Source organism: Curtobacterium sp. LFS079, assembly GCF_047977865.1.
GTDB lineage: Bacteria > Actinomycetota > Actinomycetes > Actinomycetales > Micrococcaceae > Arthrobacter.
In genome coordinates, this window is sequence record NZ_JBFPFO010000013.1 from 37,120 (window position 1) to 60,081 (window position 22,962).

Here is a 22,962-nt window from a genome sequence, read left to right on the forward strand (position 1 = left end):
GAGCCTGCCCTGCCCAAGCCCGGACTCAGCAAGTAGTCTGGGGGGATCGACGGCTGAACGCGCGATGGGAGGCGTCCAATGGGCAGGGCAGCAGGGGGTTCGCAGGCATTCAACGCACCGGACGGTGCACTGAGCCCGCAGGCGAGGGCCGAATCCATTGAGGTGCTCAAAGGCACCACCGACGCCGGTAAAGAGCTCGACATCCTTATTGTCGGCGGTGGTGTGGTGGGCGCCGGGGCGGCCCTGGACGCGGTGACCCGTGGCCTGTCGGTGGGCATCGTGGAGGCCCGCGACTGGGCATCCGGGACCTCATCCCGCTCGTCCAAACTGATCCACGGCGGGCTGCGCTACCTAGAGATGCTCGACTTCGCCCTGGTGCAGGAGGCGTTGCAGGAGCGCGGTCTGCTCATTCAGCAAATCGCCCCGCATCTGGTCCGTCCGGTTCCGTTCCTGTATCCGCTCACGCGGCGCTTTTGGGAACGGCCCTACGTGGGCGCGGGCATCTTCCTCTATGACACTCTCGGGCTGACTTCCGGCCACAGCCGCGGTGTGCCCCGGCACAAGCACTTCTTCCGGCGAGGCACCCTGCGCGCCGCGCCGAGCCTCAAGAACGACGCTTTCGTCGGGTCCATCCGCTACTACGACGCGCAGGTGGACGACGCGCGGCTGGTGGTCAACGTCGTCCGGACGGCGGCCCGCTACGGTGCGCACGCGGTGAACCGGATGCGCGTGGTTTCCTTCCTGCGGGAAGGGGAGCGGGTGGTCGGCGCGAAAGTGGAGAACCAGGAAGACGGCAGCACCTTCGCGATCCGCGCCAAGCAGGTTCTCAACGCCACCGGCGTGTGGACGGACGAAACGCAGGCGATGGTGACCGACCGGGGGCAGCTTAAAGTCCGTGCCTCCAAGGGCATCCACCTGGTTGTTCCGCGGGACCGCTTCCAGTCAACCGTCGGCCTGATCCTGAGGACCGAGAAATCCGTGCTTTTCGTCATTCCGTGGGGCCGGCACTGGATCATCGGCACCACGGATACCGACTGGAAGCTGGACAAGGCACACCCCGCCGCCTCTTCGAAGGACATTGACTACGTTCTGGAGCGCGTCAACAAAGTGCTGAAGCGCCCGTTGACCAGGGAAGACGTCGAGGGCGTGTATGCCGGCCTGCGGCCCCTGCTGGCGGGGGAGAGCGACTCCACCGCCAAGCTCTCCCGCGAACATGTGGTGGCGCACCCGGTTCCCGGCTTGGTGGTCGTGGCCGGCGGAAAATTCACGACGTACCGGGTCATGGCCAAGGATGCGGTGGACGAAGCCACCCGGGCCATGGACGAGCGCGTCCCGGCGAGCTGCACCGAGACCATCCCGCTGCTCGGCGCCGAAGGGTTCAAGGCCGCCTGGAACCGCCGGTCCCGAATGGCCGAGGAATCCGGCGTTCATGTGGCACGCGTGGAACACCTGCTGAACCGCTACGGTTCCATGGCCACCGACGTCCTCGCGCTGATCGCGGAGCTGCCCGAACTTGCGGAGCCGTTGCCGGGTGCCGATGACTACCTGGCCGCCGAGGTCGTCTACGCCACCACCCACGAAGGTGCCCGGCACGTGCACGACGTCCTGACCCGCCGGACCCGCATTTCGATCGAGGCGTGGGACAGGGGAGTGTCCGCGGTGCCCTTAGTCGCTAAGCTGATGGGAGAAATCCTCGGCTGGAGCGATGCGCAGCGGGAAGGCGAAATCAAGCACTACCTTGCCCGCGTCGAAGCGGAACGGCTCAGCCAGGAACAGCCCGACGACGAGTCGGCCGACGCTGCCCGCATGGGCGTGGATGACATCGTTCCCTTGCGCTGAGCCCCGCGCGGGGACGGCCACGCCCGGGGGAGACGAACACTGAAGGGAATCATTTTGGCGGAAACACTGGACCCGTATGATGCGGACCTGACCACACCTGACCTGGTCATCCTCGAAATGGAAGCCGCGGACAAGGGTGAAGCCGCCGCGCAGCTTGCCGAGCGCCTCCACGCCCACGGCCGCATCACGGATCTCGCCGGCTTCCTGGGCCAGGTCAATGCCCGCGAACACCAGATGGCGACCGGCCTGCCCGGGGGCATCGGGCTGCCGCACGCCCGCAGCGAGTTCGTGTCCCGGATCTCCATCGCAGTGGGCGTCACCAAGTTCGGGCACGCACTGGACTTCGGCGCCGCGGACGGGCCGGCCACCCTGGTCCTGCTGATCGCCACCCCGCCCAGTTCCTTCTCCGACCACCTCGAAGTCCTGGCCACCATGGCCCGTTCCTTGTCCAAGGAGTCCTTCCGCGAATCCCTGCGGCGCGCCCACGACCCCGAAGTCATTGCCGAGCTGATCAACTCCAGCCTGGTGTTCTTCGACCACTGAGGGCCCTGCAGGGCATCCCCGTTTAGCTGTTCTACAGCCTGACGAAGTACGGTTAAGGGGTGTTGAAAACCGCTCTGAAACCCCGCTGGATCGCAGGGCTCGTCTTTGCGCTCCTGCTTTCCGGGGTGTTCGTGCTGTTGAGCCAGTGGCAGTTCGGACGATCCACCCAGAGCGAGGTCCCGGTCTCTCCGCAGATCGAGGAAACCAAAGCCCTCACCACTGTCCTGAAGCCCGGCACCTTCTTCCCCGGCGCCGTCGCGGACCAGATGGTCAGTGCCACCGGCAGCTACGACCCCGCCAAGCAGGTCCTCGTCGAAGGACGGCTGAAAGACGGCAACAAGGGTTACTGGGTTGTCTCGGCCTTCGCCGTCGACGGCGCGCCCGCCCTCCACGGTGCCGGTGCCTCCGCGAAGACCTGGATCCCTGTGGCCCGCGCCTGGGTGGCGGAACCCGGCCAGGCCGGCCCGCCGCCGTCGGGCACCATTGAGCTGACCGGACGGCTGCTTCCTTCGGAAGCGCCCCTGCCCAACGTCGACGCCGGTGCGGGGCGGGCATCCGCGGTGTCGGTCGCCGAACTCATCAACCGCTGGGACGTTTCCAGCTATCCGGGGTTTGTCGCCGCCACGGCCGAAAGCAGCGGCGGCAAGGGTCTGAGCTTGCCCACGGAGATGAAAGCCCTCAACATCGCTGCCCAGCCGCCGGCCCGGCAGATCAACTGGCTGAACCTCTTCTACTCCGTGGAATGGGTGGTCTTCGCCGGCTTCGCGCTTTACATCTGGTGGCGCCTGGTGGCCGACGACTACCGCCGCGACCTTGAAGATGAGGTCCCGGATGACGAAGTCCAGGACGACGAAACACCAACAGCAAGCGATCCAGAACAAAAGGTGCAGCCATGATTGAGCCGAAACCGGCAATTCCATCCGAACAGCCCGGTGCCTCAAACGGCCGCCCGGCCGCCAAGAAGCGCCGCTTCGGCGGGACCGAAGCGCAGATCCGCTCGGCGTTGAAGTTCTACAAGGTGATGGCCTACCTCACCGGCACCATGCTCCTGCTGCTGTGCGCCGAGCTGATCGCCCGCTACGGATTCGGCGTATCGCTTTACGCCGGCGGCACGGACGCCCTGTCCGGCCGGCCCTTCGGCTTCGGCTTCGCGGAGTCGGAACCCCCGGGGGTCATTGGCGGCGTGAATCTGTCGGTGACGGTGCTGATCGTCCACGGCTGGATGTACGTGGTGTACCTGGTCTCGGACTTCCGCCTGTGGTCCCTGATGCGTTGGCCGTTCACGAAGTTCATCCTGCTCGCCCTGGGCGGTGTGGTGCCGCTGATGTCCTTCATCGTCGAGAAGAAGTTCCATGCGGAAGTCGAGGCCGAACTGGCCGCCAATCCGCAGGCATCCAAGCGCTACTGAGCTCCGCCCGTGTGACATTGCTGACGTCCGACCTGTTTTGGGCGGCCGTTGGCGGGGGTGAAGATGCACCGGGGCAGCCGGGCAAAGTAGGCTGTTCTGGTGACTACTCCCACCGCGCCCCAGACTTCCCAGAAGCCGGTGCTGGTTGTTGACTACGGTGCCCAGTACGCGCAGCTGATTGCCCGCCGCGTCCGTGAAGCAAACGTGTATTCGGAAATCGTTCCGCACACCTTCACCACCGAGCAGCTCCTGGCCAAGAACCCGGCAGCGATCATCCTTTCCGGCGGCCCCTCCAGCGTTTACGCCGAGGGTGCCCCCGTGGTCCCGCGGGACCTCTTCGAGGCCGGGGTTCCGGTCCTCGGTATCTGCTACGGCTTCCAGGGCATGTCGCTCGCCATGGGTGGCGAAGTGGCCCAGACCGGCCTGCGCGAGTACGGCTCCACCGAGACCACCATCCTCAACCAGGACAACCCGCTCCTGCAGGGCGTGGGAGACCACAAGTCCTGGATGAGCCATGGCGACTCCGTGCAGAAGGCGCCCGAAGGGTTCAAAGTGCTGGCCAGCACCGCCGGCGCCCCCGTGGCCGCAATCGCCAATGAGGAAAAGGGCCTTTTCGGCGTCCAGTGGCACCCCGAAGTCAAGCACTCCGAGGGCGGCCAGAAGATCCTGGAGAACTTCCTTTACAGGGGCGCAGGCCTTGAGCCGAACTGGACCACCGGCAGCATCGTCGATGAGCAGGTTGAGCGCATCCGCAAGCAGATCGGCGACTCCCGCGTGATCTGCGGCCTGTCCGGCGGCGTGGACTCAGCCGTCGCAGCCGCCCTGGTGCAGCGCGCCGTCGGCGACCAGCTGACCTGCGTGTTCGTCAACCACGGCCTGCTGCGCGAGGGCGAGGCCGAGCAGGTGGAGCGTGACTTCGTCGCCGCCACCGGCGCGAAGCTCTATGTCGCCAACGAGCAGGAGCGCTTCCTGAACGCCCTGGCCGGGGTCACCGACCCCGAGACCAAGCGCAAGATCATCGGCCGCGAGTTCATCCGCGCGTTCGAAGAGGCCGAGCGGGCCATCATCGCCGAGGCCGCATCCGAGGGCGAGAGCATCAAGTTCCTGGTCCAGGGCACCCTGTACCCGGACGTCGTCGAATCCGGCGGCGGCGAGGGAACGGCCAACATCAAGAGCCACCACAACGTGGGAGGCCTCCCGGAGGATCTCCAGTTCGAGCTCGTGGAGCCGCTGCGCACCCTCTTCAAGGACGAGGTCCGTGCGGTCGGAGCCCAGCTTGGCCTGCCCGCGGAAATCGTCGGGCGCCAGCCCTTCCCCGGCCCCGGCCTGGGCATCCGCATCGTGGGTGAGATCACCTCCGGCAACCTGGAACTGCTCCGCAAGGCCGACGCGATCGCCCGCGCCGAGCTCACCGCCGCGGGCCTGGACCAGGAGGTCTGGCAGATGCCGGTCGTCCTGCTGGCCGACGTGCGCAGCGTGGGCGTCCAGGGTGACGGCCGCAGCTACGGCCACCCGATCGTCCTCCGTCCGGTGTCCAGCGAGGACGCCATGACGGCCGACTGGTCCCGCCTTCCGTACGACCTCCTCGCGCGGATCTCCAACCGCATCACGAACGAGGTCGACGGCGTCAACCGCGTTGTGCTCGACGTGACCAGCAAGCCGCCGGGAACCATCGAGTGGGAATAAGGTCCTGAGTGGCCGGCCTCTTCCGGGAGGCCGGCCACTTTGCTTTTTCCGGCTGGATCACGCGGAATTTGCCCGCCGGCCAGTGTTGCGGTCCCTCAGCCCCGGCCGTTTCCGGCTACCCTCGAAAGTATGCCGATTTGGTCCAAGGCGTCTCAAGCTAGTACAGAAAAGAAGGCAGCGGTGTCTGTAGGTCACAGCCAGGAAGAGAGCTCCGCGGAGCTCAGGAAATGGCTCTCCGGGCTGAAATCGGTGACCGGTGCGGACACCGTACTGCGCTTCGTGAAGACGCCGGAAGGATCGATCGACCTCAGCAGCGGCCACCCCTCCGGGCTCGCCCAGCTTCTCGCAGGACGCCGGACGAGGTTGTCCACGCTGATCCGCGACCGTCAGCAGTACCTTGTGGCTGCGCGGGCCGCGCGCAACCTGCGTTCGAAGATCTTTGAACTGTCGAATGACCGCGGCGTCGATGCCGGCTACCTGTCCTGCGGAACAGTTGTCTGGACGTCCGCCGTGGGCGGAAAGCCGCAACGCGTCTCTGCCCCCGTGATGCTCGCAGGCATCTCCCTCACGGCGCGGCCCGGCGAGGATGACTACGAGCTCCAGCTCACCGAGCAGGCCGCCATCAACCCCGCATTGGTCCGCCACTTGAAGGCCGTGCACGGCATTGTGTTTGACGCCGCCGCGGTCGGACGCATGGCCTACAATACGGCCCGGCTGGACCCGCTGCCCGTCCTTGACCGGATCGGCACCCTCGTCAAGCCGATCCACGGTGCGGAGGTCTCTTCGAACCTCCTCGTGACCACCCTCGCGGACCTCTCGGGCAATCTCGACGATCCCTGGATCAATGAAGGCAACGCGATCGTGGCCGCCCTCGCAGACCGGGCCAACGGCGGGGACACCGTGCCTGTTCCGGTGCAGCCGGAGCGCTTTCCGGGCTTGGACGAACGCGACCCCGCAGACGAACTGCTGCTCCTGGACGCCGATACCGACCAGCAGTACGTCATCGACGCTGCCCGGGCCGGAGATTCCCTTGTCGTCAGTACGCCTCCGGGCAGCGGCCAGACGCAGACCGCGATCAACACCATCGGCGCCTTGGTCGGGGAAGGCCGGTCCGTCCTCGTCGTGGGGGAGCGGCGCAGCAGCCTCAACGCCTTGGCCGGCGGCATGGAGGCCCTCGGCCTCGAATCCCTGCTCTTCCGGCCTGGCAACGGCGTTCCGGCGCAGCAGCTCAAGTCGCAGCTGGTGAGTGCGATCATCCGCAACGAGAAGTCCCTGGAACCGCAGCTTGCAAATCTGCACAACACCCTTGTTGAGCACCGGCACGCGCTCTTGGACCACGTCGCTTCCCTGCATAATGTCCGGGAACGCTGGGGATGCTCGCCCTACCAGGCCATGCAGTCCTTGGCCGAGCTGACATCCATCCAGCCCGCCCCCGCCACCACGGTCCGCCTGAAGCGCAGTGTCCTGGACAACATCAAGGACCGCCAGGAGCTGGCGGAACGACTGCGCCGCGCGGCAGAGCTGGGCAGCTTCAGCAACTCCGCCGTCAACAGCCCCTGGTACGGTGCGCGACTGGTGACCCGGAAGGAGACCGAGGAAGCACAGAAGCTGGCCCGCGACGCCCACGGCCAGCTCCCGGTCCTCCGGGAACGCATGGAGTCCCTCGCGGAGCACTCGGAGATCAGGCTGGGAGCGACCTTCGCCGAATGGGGAGCCCAGCTTGAGTTGCTGATGGCTGTCCGGGAAAGCCTGGACAAGTTCACCCCGGACATCTTCGACCGGCCGGTTCATGACCTCATTTCCGCCACCGCGTCCTCGGCGTGGCGGCGGGAGCGCGGCTTGGAGATGCCGTCCATGCAACGCTCGCGGCTGCGCCGCGTGGCCAAGGAGTACGTCCGGCCCGGCGTGCACATCGCCGACCTGCACAGTTCCCTGGTGCTGGTGCAGGAACAACGCAGCCTCTGGGCCGACTACGCCACGAGCCAGCGCCACCCTGCGGTACCTTCAGGGCTTGCGGAGCTCGGAAGCGCGTACCGGGACCTTGACCGCGAACTGAGCCAACTGGGCAGCTGCCTCAGGCACACACGCGACGGCGGCAAGCTCCACGAGACTCCTTACGCCGAGCTCATGGCACGCCTGGAAGCCCTCGTCGCGGACACCGAGACACTCGAAACCCTGCCGGAGCGCACCCTGCTCATCGAGGACATGCGGGAACATGGCCTCGGCGAACTGCTGGCCGACCTCGCTGCCCGCGAGGTGGGTCCCGGGTCCGTCGCGGCGGAGCTCGACCTGGCCTGGTGGCAATCCGCGCTTGAGGCCATGATCAGCGGGGACGACTATCTGGCCATGTCCGACGGCGAATCCCTGCGCAAGCTTGAAGCGGAGTACCGTCTTGCGGACCAAGCCCATGTGGCCAGCGGCGCAGCACGGTTGCGCTGGCAGCTCGCCGAACGGTGGCGCGCGGGTATCGTGGAGCAGCCCCGGCAGGCCGACCTTCTCAAGAACGTCATCAAGGACGGCCGTATCACCCTCCCCGCCCTGAGCGCCCAGGCGCCGGACCTGGTACCGCTACTGGTGCCCGTCTGGTCGTTGAGCCCCCACCTGCTGACAGGCCTGCTGCCCGCCGAGCAATCCTTCGATGCCGTCGTGATCCTCGATGCTGCATCGACGTCGCTGCAGGCGGCACTTCCCGCCATCGCCCGTGCCAGGCAGGTCATCGCTTTCGGTGACCCCAAGACGGCCATCGCACGCAGCTTCAGCGTGGCAGTTGAGCCACGGATCCCCGGCACCAGCGGCCAGGAAACCGTGGACAGCGCCTTCAGCGCCCTGTCCGGCGTCCTGCCCACCTGGCAGCTGAACTGGATCTACCGCGCGGTGGACGAGGACCTCGTGCTGCAGCTGAGCAAGAACCACTACGACGGCGCCCTGCGCCGGCTGCCCGACGGCCAATCCGTCACGGGGCTCGACCGCTCCGTGCTGGTGGAATACATACCCGACGGGACGGGCCTTCCCAGCTCCGACCATGAAGGGGTGGAGTCAGTGGCGGCCGAGGTCAACCGGGTGGTCGACCTCGTGTTCGAACACGCCAGCCTGCGCCCCCGGACTTCCCTGGCGGTCGTGACGGCAAGCCTGCGCCACGCCGCCAGGATCGGGGAAGCCATCCGCCTCCAACTGCCGAACCACCCTCTCCTCGCTGGGTTCTTCAGCGCCGGTCCGGAATCGTTCCGCGTGGTGGACCTCGAGCGCGCCCAGGGCCTTGTCCGGGACCACGTGATTTTCTCCCTCGGCTACGGCCGCACCCCGCACGGCAGGGCCCTGCACAGCTTCGGCCCGCTCTCCGTGGAAGGCGGACGGAACAAATTCGCCCTTGCAATGACCCGGTCGCGGCGGTCCCTGCACGTCCTGAGTTGCTTCCGTCCGGAGGACCTCGACCTCGACCGGCTGTCCCACGGCGCGGTGGACTTCTACGAGCTGCTGGATCGGGAGGTTTCCGGGAACTCGACCATTGGCACGCCTGCGATCAGGGCTGCCGCCAGCGAGCAGGCTCTTGGCGAAGACCCGCTCGTCGCAGACTTGGGAGAACGCCTGCGCGCACGCGGCGCCCGGGTATGGCACCACTACGATGGTGCCCTGGACATTGCCGCCGCAGCCGACCCGGTGCTCACGATCGGTCGGGACGAAAGCGAACTGCCCACTCCTGTGGCCATCGAATCGGACGGAACGGAGCGTTACCGTCGCATGAGCGTGCGGGAACGCAGCCGGCTCCGCCCCCAGCTGCTCGAACGCATGGGCTGGCGTTACATGTCGTTGTGGACCATCGAAGTCTTCACCGACCCGTCTTCCTGCGCTGACAGGATCGGTTCCTACCTCGGCCTGGAATCGGTTGCGAGGCCTTACGCGGACGCGGAACAGGGCTTCCTGGACCAACATGTGGACGATCTCGACACCGAAGGGTCGGCTGAAGGGCACCAGCGTGGCGCACAATGGGAGGAGGACCACGGCCGGTCCGCCTCGGTGGGCCCGGAAGTGCAGGCAGGCCCGGAAGAGCAACAAGAAGCGGAGTAGTGCAGCATGGATGCCGAGGCCCAAGGCCACAAGAAGGAGCGGGGCAGCCGTGAAGGACAGTCCGCCGCGAAGTCCTCCACACGGAAGACTGGTTCGGAAGGAATTCTGCCCAAGGTTGCCTCGGAAGACGAACCGCGCACCTGGGGCGACGAGAGTGGTTACGACCACGATGCATGGCTGAAGGAACAGAAGCCCCCGCACTGGGGCTGAGCACTGCGGCTGCAGTCGTCTCCCGACGCCTTCACGGCTGATCAGTCGTCATTGCCTGTTCGGCGGAGGGGACCAGGACGAAGAACAGCTTCCCGCGGGTCGAGGCCCCGGCGAGCTTTCCGGCCTGTGCAGGGCTGGCCGCGACCACCATCAGGCCTTCGGTGTCCGGTGTCGCCAGCCAGTCCCCGGTTTTGCCGCCCTGTTTTGACGTCCAGAGCACGGGGACGCCGGTGGCGAGGGTTTCGGGCTTGCCACCGCTTCCGCCCAGGCCGTCGGATGCTGTGAGCACGATGTTGACCAGCTGCCCGGCAGAGACAAGCTGTATGGATGAAGGATCCGCCAGCCGGACAGGTACGGCCGCTGTCCCAGCTCCGGCGCCGGTGAGAAGGCCGGGACCCAGCAGTTGGGCGTCCGTCGGGATCTGACCGCTGCTGAGCGGAGCAGCGAGCGCCCGGCCTTCGACATCCTGCACGGCAGTCAGGGCGCCGGCCGGGACGATGTCAGGTGGGACGGCCCGCGGAACCAGATCGGTTTTCCCGAGGGAGAGCCCGGCTGGAAGGTCTCTGGCCGCGACAAGGACCTGGATTTTGTGTTCTGAAGGCGGAGTCAGCTGATGGACCGAGATCCCTGCCGCCAGGCAAAGAAGCAGGGCGACGGCAAGGCGGCGGTTGCGCAGCAGCCATGCTGCCGCCCGTTCAGGAAGTGAACGGCGGGGGGCGCGGGAGCCGGGTGGGTTGCTGCGGTTCGAGTTGCGTCGACCGGCGCGTCCGTGCGGGGACCTGGTTGCTCGATTGGCTGGCATGCAGCCACGCTAACCGTCACGCCGTGGCCGCAGAACGCACAGCTCACGCTATGTGGACAAAACCCTCATGTGGATATCACGGGACGCCACCAGGAACGACGCCACAGGAACAGGGGAGGGGAGCAGCCTACCCGGCAGCGGCAGCAGCGGCGGGTGCCGGCGCCGCGGAGGCAGCAGGGGCTGCAGGCGCGGAAGGTGCAGCGGAAACAGTGCTGCCCTTGGAATCGCGGGAGTCAGTCCGGTAGAACCCCGAGCCCTTGAAAACCACACCGACGCTGTTGAACTTCTTGCGCAGGGCGCCCAGGCACTCCGGGCATTCGGTCAGCGAGCTGTCCGAGAAAGCCTGGACGATGTCAAAGGCGTGGCCGCAGTCCTTGCAGGCGTATGCGTATGTGGGCACTGGTGATCCTCCTCAGGGACAAACATCAGGTCCTGTCCGCATCGGGAACCTTGTGGTTCCTTAGCAGTCCCAGGGCCTGAGTGCCAATTCTATCATCGACGGCGGCCGGCACCGCCAGCGTTTGTGGCGCGGACAACACCGGCACCGCCTGGCCCGGGGCGGACGCGCGGTTCAGGGGGTCGCGAACCGCACTTCGCCATCGGGGGTCAGGGCGCCGGCCACCGGCTTGTCGAAGGGCTCGACCGGAATGGTCCCCGCGGGCAGGATCTCCCCGGCGTAGACGACGGCGACGGCCGGGGGCCGCTGTCCGGCGGCGTCAAGCCGCTCAAGGAGGCGGTCGTAGTAGCCGCCGCCTTGGCCGATCCGGTTGCCGCTGCCGTCCACGGCAGTCGCCGGAAGGAAGATCCCGTCCGCTCCCGCGACCACCGAACTGTCCAGCCGTTCGCCGTCGGGCTCGTCGACCGGCGCGAAGCGGGAACGGTGAAACGCAGTCTGCGGGGTCCATTCCACCCAGCTCAGTTGGCGGTCGTCCTCGCAAACGGGCAGGAGCACCCGATGTCCGGCTTCATGCAGGGCCTCCAGCAACGGCATGGTGGGCGGCTCCTGGCCCACGCCAAGGTAGACCGCGAACGTTTTCGAGGCCCCGGCGGACAGGGCGGTGGCCCAAGCCATCCCGTGCCTGGCGATGCCCTTACCGGCCATCTCGATCTGCGAGGCGCTCAGCGCCTTCCGGCGTGCCCGGTGCCCGGCACGGATTTCATCCTTCAGAGTCAACGCTGTCCACTTCCTGTCCTGGATCCCGGGGAACAAACCATGCTGCCTGACGCCGATTATGGCGGACCCTCCGGCAAAGGCTTTTGCCCATTGCGTCACACCTTCCGTTAGATTAGAGCAGTGACTTCCAATAACTGCACTGTCCGCAAGGCCGTTATTCCTGTTGCCGGGCTCGGCACAAGATTCCTGCCCGCAACGAAGGCGATGCCAAAGGAAATGCTGCCGGTCGTAGACAAACCGGCCATCCAGTATGTCGTGGAAGAAGCCGTGAGTGTCGGCCTCAATGACGTCCTGATGATCACAGGGCGCAACAAGCGCGCCCTGGAGGACCACTTTGACCGCGTGCCGGCCCTGGAGGCCACGCTGGCAGCCAAGGGGGACATCGCCAAGCTGGAGTCCATCCAGGCAGCCACCAACCTCGGCGACATCCATTACGTCCGCCAGGGCGACCCGAAGGGCCTCGGCCACGCGGTGCTGCGTGCCAAGCAGCACGTGGGCGAAGAACCCTTCGCCGTCCTTTTGGGCGATGACCTCATCAACGCCCAGGACTCCCTGCTGAGTGACATGATCGACCTCCAGCGCCGCACGGGCGGGTCGGTCGTGGCGCTGATCGAGGTGGAACCCTCGCAGATCAGCTCCTATGGCTGCGCCGACGTCGAACCCTTCGGCGACGAGGGCTTCGTCCGGGTCAAGGGCCTGGTGGAGAAGCCTGCCGTTGGTGAGGCGCCGTCCAACCTTGCCGTGATCGGACGCTACGTCCTGCATCCCGCGGTCTTCGAAGTCCTCGAAAAGACTGAGCCGGGCCAAGGCGGGGAAATCCAGCTGACCGATGCCCTCCAGGTCCTCGCCGAAGGCGACGGCGAAGGCAGCGGCGTCTACGGCGTCGTTTTCCGCGGACGCCGTTACGACACCGGCGACAAACTGAGCTACCTCAAGGCCTGCGTCGAGCTGGCCTGCGACAGTGAGGACCTGGGCCCCGGCCTGCGTGACTGGCTTCCAGGCTTCGCTTCCCGTCTCGGCAAGTAACCTCCGTGTGGGGTTCGGCCATCTGGCCGGTGACATTGGAAAGCGGCGGTCTGCTGCTTCGCCCCATCCGTTACCGGGACAAGAGGGAATGGACTGAGGTCCGGTCCAGGAACAGTGAATGGCTGGCACCCTGGGAAGCCTCGAATCCGGCGCCGGGCGGAGCACTTCCGAACTACCGCCAAATGGTGGCTTCCCTGAATTCCCAGGCTCGCCAGGGTACAGCGCTGCCTTTCGTGATCACCGAACGCATTTCTGGTTTCCCGGAACCGCGGATCGTTGGCCAGCTGACTGTGTCTTCGATCATCTGGGGTTCGGCCATGATGGCAACGCTCGGGTACTGGGTGGACCAGGACCGGGCGGGCAGGGGAATCGCCCCCACCGCCGTCGCAATGGCAACCGACCACTGTTTCCGGCAACTGGGCCTGCACCGCATGGAGATCAACATCCGGCCGGAAAACCGGGCGAGCCTGCGGGTGGTGGAGAAGCTCGGCTTCCGGGACGAGGGCTACCACGAGCGGTACCTCCACATCAACGGCAGCTGGGCCGATCACCGCAGCTTCGCGCTGACCTCGGAGGAGGTCCCGGAAGGCCTGCTCAGCACCTGGCTGCGCAGCCGGGAACGCTGATCGGACCACATAGTCCATTCATTTGATGCAACTGGGACGACACACCGCCGCTAATGCGGCGGCGCCCCTGTATTTCCTTCTACGGTTTTGAGTGTGGACTTCCCCCTCAGCAGCTCAGTGATCCTTGTGATCACCGTCGCCCTGTGGATGGTTTGGGTAGCTCCATACGTACTGCGGAACCGCCGCCGGCAGTTTGTTTCCGGTCCCGGTGTTCCCATGGACGAAGAGGCCGCAGAAAAGCCCCGGCTGCACGCCGTGACGGGCGCGAAAACGGCCCCCCAGCAGGAGAAAGTGATGGAGACGATGCAGAGCACCGCACCCGCACCGAGCACCGGAACCGGCGCCGCCGGCAACCTGGGCGCTGCCGTACGGGAACCGGCGTTCAAGCTCAGATACGGGCGCTGTGCGCTGGCCCTGGCCGGCCTTGTCTTCCTGCTGACGGCCGTGGTGTCCGGAGTCCTTCGCATTTTCGCTCTGGCCCCGTCCTGGCTCCCGGTGCTTTCCCTGCTTTCGGTGGTCGGCATTGTCCTTTCGCTGCGCCGCCTGGCTGTCCGCGACCGCCGGAGGAAAATGGAGGCGGCATTCCGGGCGGCGATGTCCCCGGCACGCAAGGAAGCCGCGGCAAGCGTCCCCGCAGAGCCGCGCGACACCGCCGTCTTCGACGCCGAAGCCCACGGCCGTGAAGCTGCCCGCCTGACCGCCGTCGAACTCCGCCAGGCCGCGCTGAAGGTGGCCGAAGCCGCCGGCGACACCAAGGCACCCGGCGCAGCCGCCGACGTCAGCTGGCAGCCCGTCGAGGTCCCCAAGCCTGTTTACGTTGACGCAGCGAAGGCCAGCCGCCCGGCACCGGAGCCGTTGGACCTCCCCGCGCAGCCGAAGCCGGTGGGTAAACCGATCCTGAAGAACGCCGGATCCGCCCCCGCACTGCCTGCGGCCCAGACGCCGTTCGGCAAGGCCCAGGCTGCCGGAAAGTCCAGCGCCCTCAGCAACTTGGACGACGTCCTGCAGCGCCGCCGCGCCTGACATGACAGTGCGGTTGACATGACAACGCTTTGCATTGCGGGCGGCACCGGCCAGATCGGCCAGGAAGCCGCCCGCCTTGCAGTTAAGCAGGGGCTCGCGGTCACCGCGTTCAGCCGCAGTCCGACCGTCGGAGCGGACGACGGCGTGCGGTATGTCCGGGCGGACGCCACCACGGGCGAAGGGCTGGCGGAAGCACTGGCTGGCTGCGACGTCCTGATCGATTGCCTTGAGGGGCGCTCGGGCAAAGCCCGGAAGCAGTACGCCGACGCCGGTGCCCGGCTTCTTGCGGCCGCCGCCACTGCAGATGTCCGCCGGGCGGTAGCCCTCTCGATCATCAACTGCGATGCCAGCACGGCGGCCTTCTACGCCGCCAAGGCCGCCAAGGAAAAGGTCTACGCGGCTTCCGGGCTGGACACCGTCACAGTGCGGGCCAGCCAGTTCCACAGCCTGCTGGCGGCCGTGTTCGCAGCAGGGGCCAAAGTGGGCGTGGTGCCGGTCATCAAGGGCGCGGCCTTCCAGACCATTTCGCCGCGGGAGGTCGCCGGGGCGTTGCTGGCGGAAGCCTTGGAGATCTCCCCTGGGCGCGAGCGGCACCGCACGGTGACCATCGCGGGCCCGGAGATCCGGACCATGCGGGAGCTTGCCGAAAGCTGGCGGAGAATCACCGGGCACAGGGGACTGATCGTGGAATTTCCCTTGCCGGGCGCGATGGGCACCTACCTGAGGAAAGGCCTGAACCTCGCTCCTGAATTGCGACACGGAACGGAGACGTTCGAGTCGTGGTTGGCAAAGAGGCCGGATACTTTGTAGCGTAGGATGCACTGGCACGGACCGGAGGAAACCGGAACCGCGCCCAGGGGCTATAGCTCAGTTGGTAGAGCGCTTCGTTCGCATCGAAGAGGTCAGGAGTTCGAATCTCCTTAGCTCCACAAAACGCATTCCCTTCCCGACTGGGCTGTTCCCTAGGATCGTCCTGAGGCCTACGAAAATCCAGGCCAACAAACCAGAGGGGAGCCGGAGTGGCAGAACAACAGCAAGCGGCGCACCGTGCAGGGCCCGGTCCTGTCCTGGCCGGCATCGTCCCGCACCATCGGGAGGCCGTGCTTCGGAACGCAGCCGACCTCGCCCGAAGCACCGGTGCCGGGCTTGTCCTGGCCTATGTCGACCCGACCCTTGACAGCGCACGGCAGCCGATCGACCCGGACGGAGTCGATGACGATGCCACGGACATCGCCGCGGAACTCAAGCACTGGATCGCCGCGCAACTCGAGGGTGCCGGCGTCGACTGGTCCTTTGCGGTCCTGGCCGGAGACCCGGCGCGGGAACTTCTCCGCTTCGCTGCCGAAACCGGGGCATCCACCATTGTCGTCGGGAGCAAGGAACACGGACTGGAGCGGTACCTCGAGACGCTGGCCGGGGGATCCCTCGGTGAACGGCTTGCCCGGCACGCGGGACCGCCGGTGCTCGTCGTCCCGCTCGGCCGGCCGCCGGAAGATGATGATTCCCGGTGAGCCGTCCCCTGCACCTGCACCCCCGATACCTCGCCCTCGTGACAGCAGGAGGTGTCCTGGGAGCCCTGGCCCGCTACTGGCTGGGACAGGCGATTCCCGCGCCGGGACAGTGGCCGTTGCCCACGCTGCTGATCAACCTCTCCGGGGCGTTCGTCCTGGGTTGGCTGCTTGAGTCGCTCGCCAGGCGTGGTCCGGACGAAGGGCGCCGCCGACTCATCCGTCTCACCGCCGGCACCGGTTTCCTCGGCGCCTTCACCACCTACAGCACCTTCAGCCTGGAAACCGTGCAACTGTTCGACGCCGGCCGTGCCGCCGAAGCCTTCGGCTATCTCGTGGCATCCTTGCTCGGCGGCACCCTGGCGACGTTCCTTGGCATAGCCATCGGACTCCGACTGCATCGCAGGCGGGCCGCGGGCGTGGAGGGGGCGCGATGACAGTCTTGTTGCTCGCTCTGGCCGGCGGGGCGGGGGCCGCCGCACGGTTCCTGGTGGACGGGCTGGTCCGCTCGCGCTTTCGGACCGCGTTGCCCTGGGGGACCATCGTGATCAACGTTTCCGGTTCGCTGCTGCTTGGCCTTCTGGCCGGTCTGGTGATGCGCCAGCACGCCCCGGCCTCGCTCCAGGTCGTCCTTGGCACGGGCTTCCTGGGCGGGTACACCACCTTCAGTACGGCCAGCGTGGAAACCGTGAGGCTGATCCAGTCCGGCCGCATCCGGCTGGCTCTGCTCAACGCCCTCGGCACCATGGTCGCCGGGGTGGGCGCCGCGGCAGCGGGCGTCGCGCTCGCCGCGCTTGGGTAGTGGCCGGTTCCTCGTGGACACCGCAGCCGCGGGCTAGGATCGGACCCATGGCCAAGACATTCCATGAGCTCCTGTCCGAACAGATCGGCAACGAGTTTGCCGCGTCCCAGCAATACATCGCCGTGGCGGTCTATTTCGACGGCGAAGACCTCCCGCAGCTCGCGGCGCATTTCTACCGGCAATCCCTGGAGGAACGGAACCACGCCATGATGATGGTCCAGTACATGCTGGACCGGAACCTGCCTGTGTCCATTCCCGGAATCCCCGAGGTCCGCAACGAGTTCTCCAACGTCCGGGAGCCCATCGCACTGGCCTTGGCCCAGGAGAAGCAGGTGACCGTCAACATCGAAGGACTGTTCCGCGCGGCACGTGAGCAGAACGATGCCCTCGGCGAACAGTTCATGCTGTGGTTCCTGAAGGAACAGGTGGAGGAAGTTGCGTCGATGACCACCCTGCTGAACATCGCCGAACGCGCGGACAACCTCTTCGACATCGAGAACTACGTGGCCCGGGAACAGCAGGGCGACGGCGGCCAGGATGCAGGTGCGCCGCCCACCGCCGGCGGCGAGATCTAGCCGGGCAGTTCCGGGAACCGGCTCAGGAGCCGCGGGCTTCTTCGGAACCCGCGGCTTCGTCGTCGGCGGTTTCCTCCACACGGCCCAACAGGGAAAGCCGGCTGGCGATCCGTGCCATGTCCACGGGCAGGGCGGAGCCATGCCTGGCGTCGCCGGCATCCCAGTCCAAGGGGCCGCGGCCCACCAGGAAAGGAGTGACGTCCTCGTCGTAGAGGACGTCCACGGCGTTGCTGAAGCGCTGCCAGGCCGCCGCGGAACCGTCCGCGGATTCGTGCCCGGGGGAGGGCACGCCATCGACCACCCACACCCGGTACTCCGCCGCCAGCGCCAGATAATCCGACGTCGACATCAGCCCGCCGCACAGTTCCGCGAAAGCCACCCACAGCACATCCCCGGCGGCCTTGGCGCGCAGCGGCTGGGTGGTTGGCGTCAGCGTGCGCTGCTCCGAAGGCGGCGGCGGGAAGAGGCCGAACGCGCCGAGTTGCCGGGGCGTTCCGGGGCTGATGACACGGCCCCGGCGGAACCCTTCCCTGGGTTCGCCGTCGTCGCCCGGCACGGCAGGATTGCGCCGGAAATCGGTGCTTCCGTTGATCTCCACGATGTCCATCATCTCCTTGATCACCGCAATGGTGGGCACAAAATGATCGTGCCACAGGGGGTTCGGGAGCAGCGTGTCCGGCGGATAGTTCGAGGTGACCACCAAGGGGACCCGCCGTTCCGCGGCGGTACGCAGCAGGCGGGCGATGAACATGCCGTCGCCGACGTCGTGGACGTGGAACTCGTCGAAGCACAGCACGTCGATGCCGGCGAGCAATGAGTCCACGGCCTGCTGGATGGCCGTGCCGTCGGCCCTTGAACCAGTGGCGCTCTGGACACCCGTATGCAGTTTGCGGAAGAAATCGTGGAAGTGAACCCGCCGCTTGCGGCCGGGAAGCTGCGCGTAGAAGCTGTCCATCACCCAGCTCTTGCCGCGGCCCACGGGGCCGTGCAGGTAGACGCTCCGGGGCGCCTTGCGCCGCCTCGAGAGGCGGAACGGTGCCGCTTTGGCCTGCCCGACGGCGGCGCCCAGTTCGCAGAGCCGGCGCGCGGCGGCTGCCTGGCTGGCTTCCAGGGCGAAACCTGCAGCGGCCGCCTCGGCTTCGATTCCCGCCATCAGCAGGACCTCGGCCGGCGCAGCCGTCACAGCCAGCCCTTGCGCTTGAAAATCCCGTACATGAGCAGGGCTGCCCCCACCATCATGAGGATCGCAAGAGGGTAGCCTGCCGGCCAGTGCAGCTCAGGCATGAAGTCGAAGTTCATCCCGTACACGCCGGCCACGAATGATGGCGCGAAGAGGATGGCGGCCCACGAGGAAATCTTCTTCACCTGTTCGTTCTGCGCGGCGCTGGCCTCGTTCTGCCGGTTGGTGGTGAGGGTGCCGTCCAGTGTGAGGGCGTTCTGGAGCAGTTCCCGGAAGCCCTGCACCTTGGAAATGAGGTGCTCCACGTGGTCCTCGACGTCGCGCAGGTTCCGCTGCAGCTCGATGTCCACACCGTACTTCGCGAAACCTCCGCGCAGCAGGGAGATCATGTCCGGCAGGGGATTGATGGCCCGCTGGAACTGGATGACTTCCCGGGCGAGTTCGTAGATCCTGCGCGAGACGGCGGCGTCACCGCTGAAGAGCTGGTCCTCGATCTCGTCGATGTCGTTCTCGAGTCCGGCCACCACCGGGGCGTAGTCATCCACCACCTGGTCCAGCAGGGCATAGAGGACCGCTTCGGGTCCGCAGGCCATGAGCCCGGCTTGGCTTTCCAGCCGGCGGCGCACCTGGGCGACCCCGGCCGTCTCCGCCTGCCGGATGGTGACGACGAAGTTCTTTCCCGTGAAGACGTGCAGCTCGCCGAATTCGACCGTTTCCGACTCGTCCAGGTAGCGGGCCGGCCGCAGCACCGTGAACAGGGTGTCGTCGTAGCGTTCCAGTTTGGGCCGCTGGTGGGCCTGGATGGCATCTTCGACGGCCAGCGGGTGGAGTTGGAACTCGTCCGCCACCGCTGCCATTTCCCCCTCGGACGGGCGGTAAAGGCCGATCCATGCCATGCCGCCGTGCCGCGAGAGGGTTTCGAAGGACTGCTCCAGGCTTGGCGGAGCGGCGCTGCGGACGCCGTTCACGTAGATCGCGTTGTCGATGATGGTCATGGGCGTTCCTTCCGCCCTAGGGGAGGGCTCCTATGATGGCTCCGGCAACCGTCAGGGCAAGGATGTCATGACCCGAATCGATCAGTGTCACCGTGGCGGCCCTTCCGGCAAATCCATTGTGGATGGCATGCCCGCCGGCACGGAAAACCACGGCCGCGACGAAGGCGAAGAACCCGGCAGCCAGCGGCGTGTCCAGGCCGAGGGCTCCGGCCAGCACGGCCAGCAGGATGCTGCTCAGCGCCGCGGCCACCATCATCGGGACCCAGATGGCGGTACCGCCGTCGAGCGCTTTCAGTTCCTTTTCGGTCCGGGCGATTGCCTCCATCCACTTCCGCCCGAAGGCGGCGGGCATGTACCAGAGGAAGCCGATCACCATGCTGGAAACGAACGCCAGGAGCACGGCGAGCCAGTTGATTTGCAGGATATGTGACAGCCATTCCATGGCCTGCATCCTAGTCCCCGTGGCTGACAGCCGGCCGGGTGCGCTGCCGGGTCGGCGGTGTGGCGGGGGTCCCGGCGAGCCTTTCGATCAGCGGCGCGCTGCGGTAGGCAAGGTGGGTGTGCAGGGCCAGAACGGTCTCGCTGCGGATCACCCCTTTGACTTTCAGGATCGCGCGCAGCGCCGTCTGCAGGCTGTGCGTGTCCGTCGCCACCACACGGCACAACAGGTCGCCACGGCCCGAGATTTCGTGGACCTCCAGGATCTGCGGGATGAGGCGCAGCGCCCCAATGACTCCGTCCAGTTCCCGGTGAGTCACCTCGAGCGTCACGAAGCCGACGACGTCGTAACCCAGCTTTTCGAGGTCCACCTCGCGGCCAGCGTCATTCAGCACGCCGGAGCGCAGCAGGCGCCGAAGCCGGCTTTGCGCCGTATTGCGGGCGATGCCGAGGGCATCGCTGAGGTCACCGATGGGGATCCGCGGATCGCGGAGCAGCTCAAGCAGGATCTTCAGGTCGGTGGGGTCCAGATTGTTCAAATCATCACTCCGGTGCAGACAGTAGGGGAACTATTGACTGTTTTGCCCAATTATTCCATCAATCACTGAGTTCTCCCGCAGTGCTGCGGCATTCTTTTGCCATCCACATCCGGGCGGTGGCGGCCGTGCCCACAAGGCAGCCGTTCCGCGCCCGCCTAGGCAAAGGCACCACGATGACTGTCTTCAGCGAACTGCGCATGCGCCCGGCCGCGGCCGTCCACCGCGGCTGGAACGCTTCCACCACCACCCGGCTGGTGCTGGCCGGCGTCGTCATGTTCACGCTGCTGCTCGGCGCGAACCTGGCCACCCCGCTCTACCCCCTCCTGCAGCTGCGGCTCGGATTGGGCCCGCTGGGCGTCACGGTCGCGTTCGCCAGCTACGTCCTTGCCCTGGTCGCCGTGCTGCTGCTGGCCGGACACTGGTCCGACCACATCGGCCGCCGTGCTGCGCTGGTGCTTGCCGTCATCCTCGGCCTGGCCGGAAGCCTGGTGTTTGCCGGGGCGGGGAGCCTCTGGATGCTGTGCGCCGGAAGGGCTCTGCAGGGCATTGCCGTGGGACTGGCCACCGGGGCAAGTTCCGCCGCCCTGCGTGAGCTCCTGCCGTCGCGGCCCGAATGGGCCTCCCGCTTCACGCTCCTGGCTTCCTCGGGCGGGGTTGCCGCGGGACCTTTCATCGGCGGATTGCTCTCCTTGCTGCCCGGCCCGGTCAGCACCCCGTTCCTGGTGCACTGCATCCTCCTGCTGCTCCTGCTGGTTCCGCTCTGGATGCTCGACGCCCGCCCTGCGATCCGGCCTGCCGTGGGCCCGCGGCCTTTTGCCGTGCTCGCACCCAGGCGCCCTTCGGTGTCGAGGGAGACGAAAGGCGCCTTCGCGCTTGCCGCCTCCGTGGGGTTCCTCAGCTTCGCCGTCTTCGGCTTCTGCCTTTCCCTGGGCCCTGGCTATTTTGCTGCCGTGATGGGCACTGATTCGCGCCCCGTCATGGGCCTGCTGGCCGGCCTCACACTCGGCGCCTCGGCCCTGAGCCAGCTCTTCCCGCTGCGCGGCAGGATACTCCTGCCGGCCGGCTTGTCCGTGCTGGGCGCGGCGGTGATGCTCATGGCCGCCGCAGCTGCCTGGCACAACCCGGTGCTGCTGGTTCTGGCCGGGATTGCCGCCGGCGTCGGGCAGGGCAGCGCATTCCGCCTCGTGTTCAACGACCTCGCGACCAAAGCCGACCCCGCACGGCACGCCCAGGTCATCAGCACCGTCTACGTCATCACCTATCTGGGCAGCGCCGTGCCAGTCATCGGCCTGGGCCTGGCGTCGTCACTTGTCGGCCTTGGGCCGGCCGTGACCGGGTTCGCGCTGCTGTGCGGCGCGGCGGCGCTGCTTCTCGCGCTTGTTGCATTGCGCACGATCAGGCCGGCCGCCGCGCGATAACCCGGGATGGGCAGACGTGCTGCGGGGCGTCAGCGCCAGAATTCGCTGAGCTGGCCGGCAATGGCACTGCCTTGCTCAAAGCCGGCTTGGGCAGCAGGCGCACGCAGCGACACATCCATCGCATTGGCGCCGAACATGTGCTCGGAATTGCTGTCCGGGAAGATCGTCTCCACCCTGCTGCCGCGTGCGAGCAGTTCGTCGATCTGTATTGCAAGGTGCATGCCCCAGCCCACCGGAGTCCGCGACCTGCCCCCGAATGGCGACAGCACCAGCACCCGTGCGTATCCGGCCGCCAGATCGGCATTCTCGGCGTTGGACCGGTAGCCGCCGTCGATGTATTGCCTGTCGCCGATCCTGTAGGCGAAGCCACTGGCACAGCTGGCCGCCACGGCGTCCGCCAGGTCGACCCCGCTGTGGCGGTCGAACACGACCGGTTCGCCGGTGCGGGCATCGACCGCGGTGATGAGCACGGGTTGTTCCGGCCAGAGTTGGCCGGGCAGCCGCGCGGCGACGGTAGCGCGCCACCGCTCGTGCACGGAACTGTCCGACGCCGCATCCATGTCGAGTGCCGCCGCACCCATTCTGCGGCGCATGTCAGCCGCATCCTTAGCGGCTGCGATGATCTTGCCTGTTCTCTCCATGTGGTCCGAGACCGGCCTGAGCGGAACGCGTCCACCGCCGGATCGGGCCGGAGCGGTCCGTGGTTGAGGTACCGCGGCAAGGATGGCGGCAAACAGTTCGGGCGGGGCTGAGCCCGTGATTTGGGCCGCGGCCGTCGATCCGGCTGACGTGCCGATGATCAGATCGGCACCGGTCACATCCAGCCCGGCATCGAAGAGGCCGGCGATGACGCCGATCAGCCACGCATTGCCGGTCGATCCGCCGCCGCCGAGGACCAATGCCCGATCGCCTGAGGAGCGCGGGGTTGAAGAAGGTGTTGTGTTCATGGGAGTCGCCTTTCGCGAATGTGCCTGTCCGGCGCTCCCGGTGGCGACTAGCTCAGTCGCGCGATCGTGCACTTCAGCGGAGCGCCCACTACGGATACTGCGTTCATGGGTCTCACCTCCTGCCGACGGGTCACGATCAGGGAAATGGTCGCACACCT

Annotated in this window: 24 protein-coding genes and 1 tRNA gene; 17 read left to right on the forward strand and 8 right to left on the reverse strand. The window is 66.9% G+C overall.

Annotated features, from left to right (window positions below; genetic code table 11):
- The first annotated feature begins 78 nt into the window (after positions 1 to 78).
- From ACNQPB_RS17185 to ACNQPB_RS17215, 7 genes are all read left to right on the forward strand, one after another.
- Entirely contained in the window at positions 79 to 1,839 is a 1,761-nt protein-coding gene (locus ACNQPB_RS17185) for a glycerol-3-phosphate dehydrogenase/oxidase (protein ID WP_498753635.1), read from the forward strand.
- Between the two features lie 54 nt (positions 1,840 to 1,893).
- On the forward strand, positions 1,894 to 2,382 hold the full coding sequence (locus tag ACNQPB_RS17190) for a PTS sugar transporter subunit IIA (protein WP_498753636.1): 489 nt from the start codon (positions 1,894 to 1,896) through the stop codon (positions 2,380 to 2,382).
- Positions 2,383 to 2,441: 59 nt separating this feature from the next.
- Entirely contained in the window at positions 2,442 to 3,278 is an 837-nt protein-coding gene (locus tag ACNQPB_RS17195; RefSeq protein WP_498753637.1) for an SURF1 family protein, read from the forward strand.
- Positions 3,275 to 3,790, forward strand: a complete 516-nt coding sequence (locus ACNQPB_RS17200; RefSeq protein WP_498753638.1) for a DUF3817 domain-containing protein — start codon at positions 3,275 to 3,277, stop codon at positions 3,788 to 3,790. Before ACNQPB_RS17195 ends, ACNQPB_RS17200 begins: the two co-directional genes overlap by 4 nt.
- Before the next feature lie 99 nt (positions 3,791 to 3,889).
- Positions 3,890 to 5,476: a glutamine-hydrolyzing GMP synthase gene (gene guaA / locus ACNQPB_RS17205; RefSeq protein WP_498753639.1), complete on the forward strand. Its 1,587-nt coding sequence runs from the start codon at positions 3,890 to 3,892 to the stop codon at positions 5,474 to 5,476.
- Between the two features lie 129 nt (positions 5,477 to 5,605).
- Positions 5,606 to 9,541 (forward strand): AAA family ATPase, encoded by a 3,936-nt coding sequence (locus ACNQPB_RS17210; protein WP_498753640.1) that lies wholly within the window; start codon positions 5,606 to 5,608, stop codon positions 9,539 to 9,541.
- A 6-nt stretch (positions 9,542 to 9,547) separates the two neighbouring features.
- The gene (locus ACNQPB_RS17215) at positions 9,548 to 9,751 is read left to right on the forward strand and encodes a hypothetical protein (RefSeq protein ID WP_498753706.1); all 204 of its coding nucleotides are present in this window, start codon (positions 9,548 to 9,550) and stop codon (positions 9,749 to 9,751) included.
- Positions 9,752 to 9,782: 31 nt separating this feature from the next.
- On the opposite strand, the gene cpaB is transcribed toward ACNQPB_RS17215, so the two are convergent.
- From cpaB to ACNQPB_RS17230, 3 genes are all read right to left on the reverse strand, one after another.
- Entirely contained in the window at positions 9,783 to 10,553 is a 771-nt protein-coding gene (gene cpaB / locus ACNQPB_RS17220) for a Flp pilus assembly protein CpaB (protein ID WP_498753641.1), read from the reverse strand.
- 127 nt (positions 10,554 to 10,680) lie between these two features.
- Positions 10,681 to 10,953 (reverse strand): FmdB family zinc ribbon protein, encoded by a 273-nt coding sequence (locus ACNQPB_RS17225; RefSeq protein WP_498753642.1) that lies wholly within the window; start codon positions 10,951 to 10,953, stop codon positions 10,681 to 10,683.
- Positions 10,954 to 11,124: 171 nt separating this feature from the next.
- Entirely contained in the window at positions 11,125 to 11,727 is a 603-nt protein-coding gene (locus tag ACNQPB_RS17230; protein WP_498753643.1) for a 5-formyltetrahydrofolate cyclo-ligase, read from the reverse strand.
- A gap of 120 nt (positions 11,728 to 11,847) precedes the next feature.
- Between ACNQPB_RS17230 and galU the strand changes: the two genes are divergently transcribed.
- The 9 genes from galU (at position 11,848) to ACNQPB_RS17275 (ending at position 17,287) form a co-directional block, all read left to right on the forward strand.
- Positions 11,848 to 12,753: a UTP--glucose-1-phosphate uridylyltransferase GalU gene (galU, locus tag ACNQPB_RS17235; protein WP_498753644.1), complete on the forward strand. Its 906-nt coding sequence runs from the start codon at positions 11,848 to 11,850 to the stop codon at positions 12,751 to 12,753.
- A 5-nt stretch (positions 12,754 to 12,758) separates the two neighbouring features.
- A complete protein-coding gene (locus ACNQPB_RS17240) occupies positions 12,759 to 13,379 on the forward strand; it encodes a GNAT family N-acetyltransferase (protein ID WP_498753645.1) in 621 nt (206 codons plus the stop codon).
- A gap of 93 nt (positions 13,380 to 13,472) precedes the next feature.
- A complete protein-coding gene (locus tag ACNQPB_RS17245; RefSeq protein WP_498753646.1) occupies positions 13,473 to 14,402 on the forward strand; it encodes a hypothetical protein in 930 nt (309 codons plus the stop codon).
- Positions 14,403 to 14,420: 18 nt separating this feature from the next.
- Positions 14,421 to 15,212 (forward strand): SDR family oxidoreductase, encoded by a 792-nt coding sequence (locus ACNQPB_RS17250; protein ID WP_498753647.1) that lies wholly within the window; start codon positions 14,421 to 14,423, stop codon positions 15,210 to 15,212.
- A 46-nt stretch (positions 15,213 to 15,258) separates the two neighbouring features.
- Positions 15,259 to 15,331: transfer RNA gene (locus ACNQPB_RS17255), tRNA-Ala, on the forward strand.
- 90 nt (positions 15,332 to 15,421) lie between these two features.
- Positions 15,422 to 15,913, forward strand: coding sequence for a universal stress protein (locus ACNQPB_RS17260; protein ID WP_498753648.1), 492 nt, complete (start codon positions 15,422 to 15,424; stop codon positions 15,911 to 15,913).
- A complete protein-coding gene (crcB, locus tag ACNQPB_RS17265) occupies positions 15,910 to 16,347 on the forward strand; it encodes a fluoride efflux transporter CrcB (protein ID WP_498753649.1) in 438 nt (145 codons plus the stop codon). The genes ACNQPB_RS17260 and crcB (ACNQPB_RS17265) overlap by 4 nt, the downstream gene beginning before the upstream one ends.
- Positions 16,344 to 16,712 carry a fluoride efflux transporter CrcB gene (gene crcB, locus ACNQPB_RS17270; protein ID WP_498753650.1) on the forward strand — a complete coding sequence of 123 codons (369 nt, stop codon included), beginning with the start codon at positions 16,344 to 16,346 and terminating at the stop codon, positions 16,710 to 16,712. Before crcB (ACNQPB_RS17265) ends, crcB (ACNQPB_RS17270) begins: the two co-directional genes overlap by 4 nt.
- A 47-nt stretch (positions 16,713 to 16,759) precedes the next feature.
- A complete protein-coding gene (locus ACNQPB_RS17275) occupies positions 16,760 to 17,287 on the forward strand; it encodes a ferritin (RefSeq protein WP_498753651.1) in 528 nt (175 codons plus the stop codon).
- 22 nt (positions 17,288 to 17,309) lie between these two features.
- On the opposite strand, the gene zapE is transcribed toward ACNQPB_RS17275, so the two are convergent.
- The 4 genes from zapE to ACNQPB_RS17295 are packed head-to-tail and all read right to left on the reverse strand — an operon-like array spanning position 17,310 to position 20,439.
- Positions 17,310 to 18,470: a cell division protein ZapE gene (gene zapE / locus ACNQPB_RS17280; protein ID WP_498753652.1), complete on the reverse strand. Its 1,161-nt coding sequence runs from the start codon at positions 18,468 to 18,470 to the stop codon at positions 17,310 to 17,312.
- A complete protein-coding gene (gene corA / locus ACNQPB_RS17285; RefSeq protein WP_498753653.1) occupies positions 18,467 to 19,462 on the reverse strand; it encodes a magnesium/cobalt transporter CorA in 996 nt (331 codons plus the stop codon). Before corA ends, zapE begins: the two co-directional genes overlap by 4 nt.
- 16 nt (positions 19,463 to 19,478) lie before the next feature.
- Positions 19,479 to 19,904 (reverse strand): DUF1761 domain-containing protein, encoded by a 426-nt coding sequence (locus ACNQPB_RS17290; RefSeq protein ID WP_498753654.1) that lies wholly within the window; start codon positions 19,902 to 19,904, stop codon positions 19,479 to 19,481.
- A 10-nt stretch (positions 19,905 to 19,914) separates the two neighbouring features.
- On the reverse strand, positions 19,915 to 20,439 hold the full coding sequence (locus ACNQPB_RS17295; protein ID WP_498753655.1) for an Lrp/AsnC family transcriptional regulator: 525 nt from the start codon (positions 20,437 to 20,439) through the stop codon (positions 19,915 to 19,917).
- A gap of 173 nt (positions 20,440 to 20,612) precedes the next feature.
- On the opposite strand from ACNQPB_RS17295, the gene ACNQPB_RS17300 reads away from it, so the two are divergent.
- The gene (locus ACNQPB_RS17300) at positions 20,613 to 21,857 is read left to right on the forward strand and encodes an MFS transporter (RefSeq protein ID WP_498753656.1); all 1,245 of its coding nucleotides are present in this window, start codon (positions 20,613 to 20,615) and stop codon (positions 21,855 to 21,857) included.
- Between the two features lie 29 nt (positions 21,858 to 21,886).
- Here ACNQPB_RS17300 and ACNQPB_RS17305 read toward each other — a convergent pair whose 3' ends face one another.
- A complete protein-coding gene (locus ACNQPB_RS17305; RefSeq protein WP_498753657.1) occupies positions 21,887 to 22,804 on the reverse strand; it encodes a patatin-like phospholipase family protein in 918 nt (305 codons plus the stop codon).
- Between the last annotated feature and the right edge of the window lie 158 nt (positions 22,805 to 22,962).

Excerpts from the sequence above, each read along its gene's own strand:
- ACNQPB_RS17185 (WP_498753635.1), top strand. The coding sequence starts at position 79 with ATGGGCAGGGCAGCAGGGGGTTCGCAGGCATTCAACGCACCGGACGGT.
- ACNQPB_RS17200 (WP_498753638.1), top strand. The coding sequence starts at position 3,275 with ATGATTGAGCCGAAACCGGCAATTCCATCCGAACAGCCCGGTGCCTCA.
- ACNQPB_RS17210 (WP_498753640.1), top strand. The coding sequence starts at position 5,606 with ATGCCGATTTGGTCCAAGGCGTCTCAAGCTAGTACAGAAAAGAAGGCA.
- ACNQPB_RS17215 (WP_498753706.1), top strand. The coding sequence starts at position 9,548 with ATGGATGCCGAGGCCCAAGGCCACAAGAAGGAGCGGGGCAGCCGTGAA.
- cpaB (WP_498753641.1), bottom strand. The coding sequence starts at position 10,553 with ATGCCAGCCAATCGAGCAACCAGGTCCCCGCACGGACGCGCCGGTCGA.
- ACNQPB_RS17250 (WP_498753647.1), top strand. The coding sequence starts at position 14,421 with ATGACAACGCTTTGCATTGCGGGCGGCACCGGCCAGATCGGCCAGGAA.
- crcB (WP_498753650.1), top strand. The coding sequence starts at position 16,344 with ATGACAGTCTTGTTGCTCGCTCTGGCCGGCGGGGCGGGGGCCGCCGCA.
- ACNQPB_RS17275 (WP_498753651.1), top strand. The coding sequence starts at position 16,760 with ATGGCCAAGACATTCCATGAGCTCCTGTCCGAACAGATCGGCAACGAG.
- corA (WP_498753653.1), bottom strand. The coding sequence starts at position 19,462 with ATGACCATCATCGACAACGCGATCTACGTGAACGGCGTCCGCAGCGCC.
- ACNQPB_RS17290 (WP_498753654.1), bottom strand. The coding sequence starts at position 19,904 with ATGGAATGGCTGTCACATATCCTGCAAATCAACTGGCTCGCCGTGCTC.
- ACNQPB_RS17300 (WP_498753656.1), top strand. The coding sequence starts at position 20,613 with ATGACTGTCTTCAGCGAACTGCGCATGCGCCCGGCCGCGGCCGTCCAC.
- ACNQPB_RS17305 (WP_498753657.1), bottom strand. The coding sequence starts at position 22,804 with ATGAACACAACACCTTCTTCAACCCCGCGCTCCTCAGGCGATCGGGCA.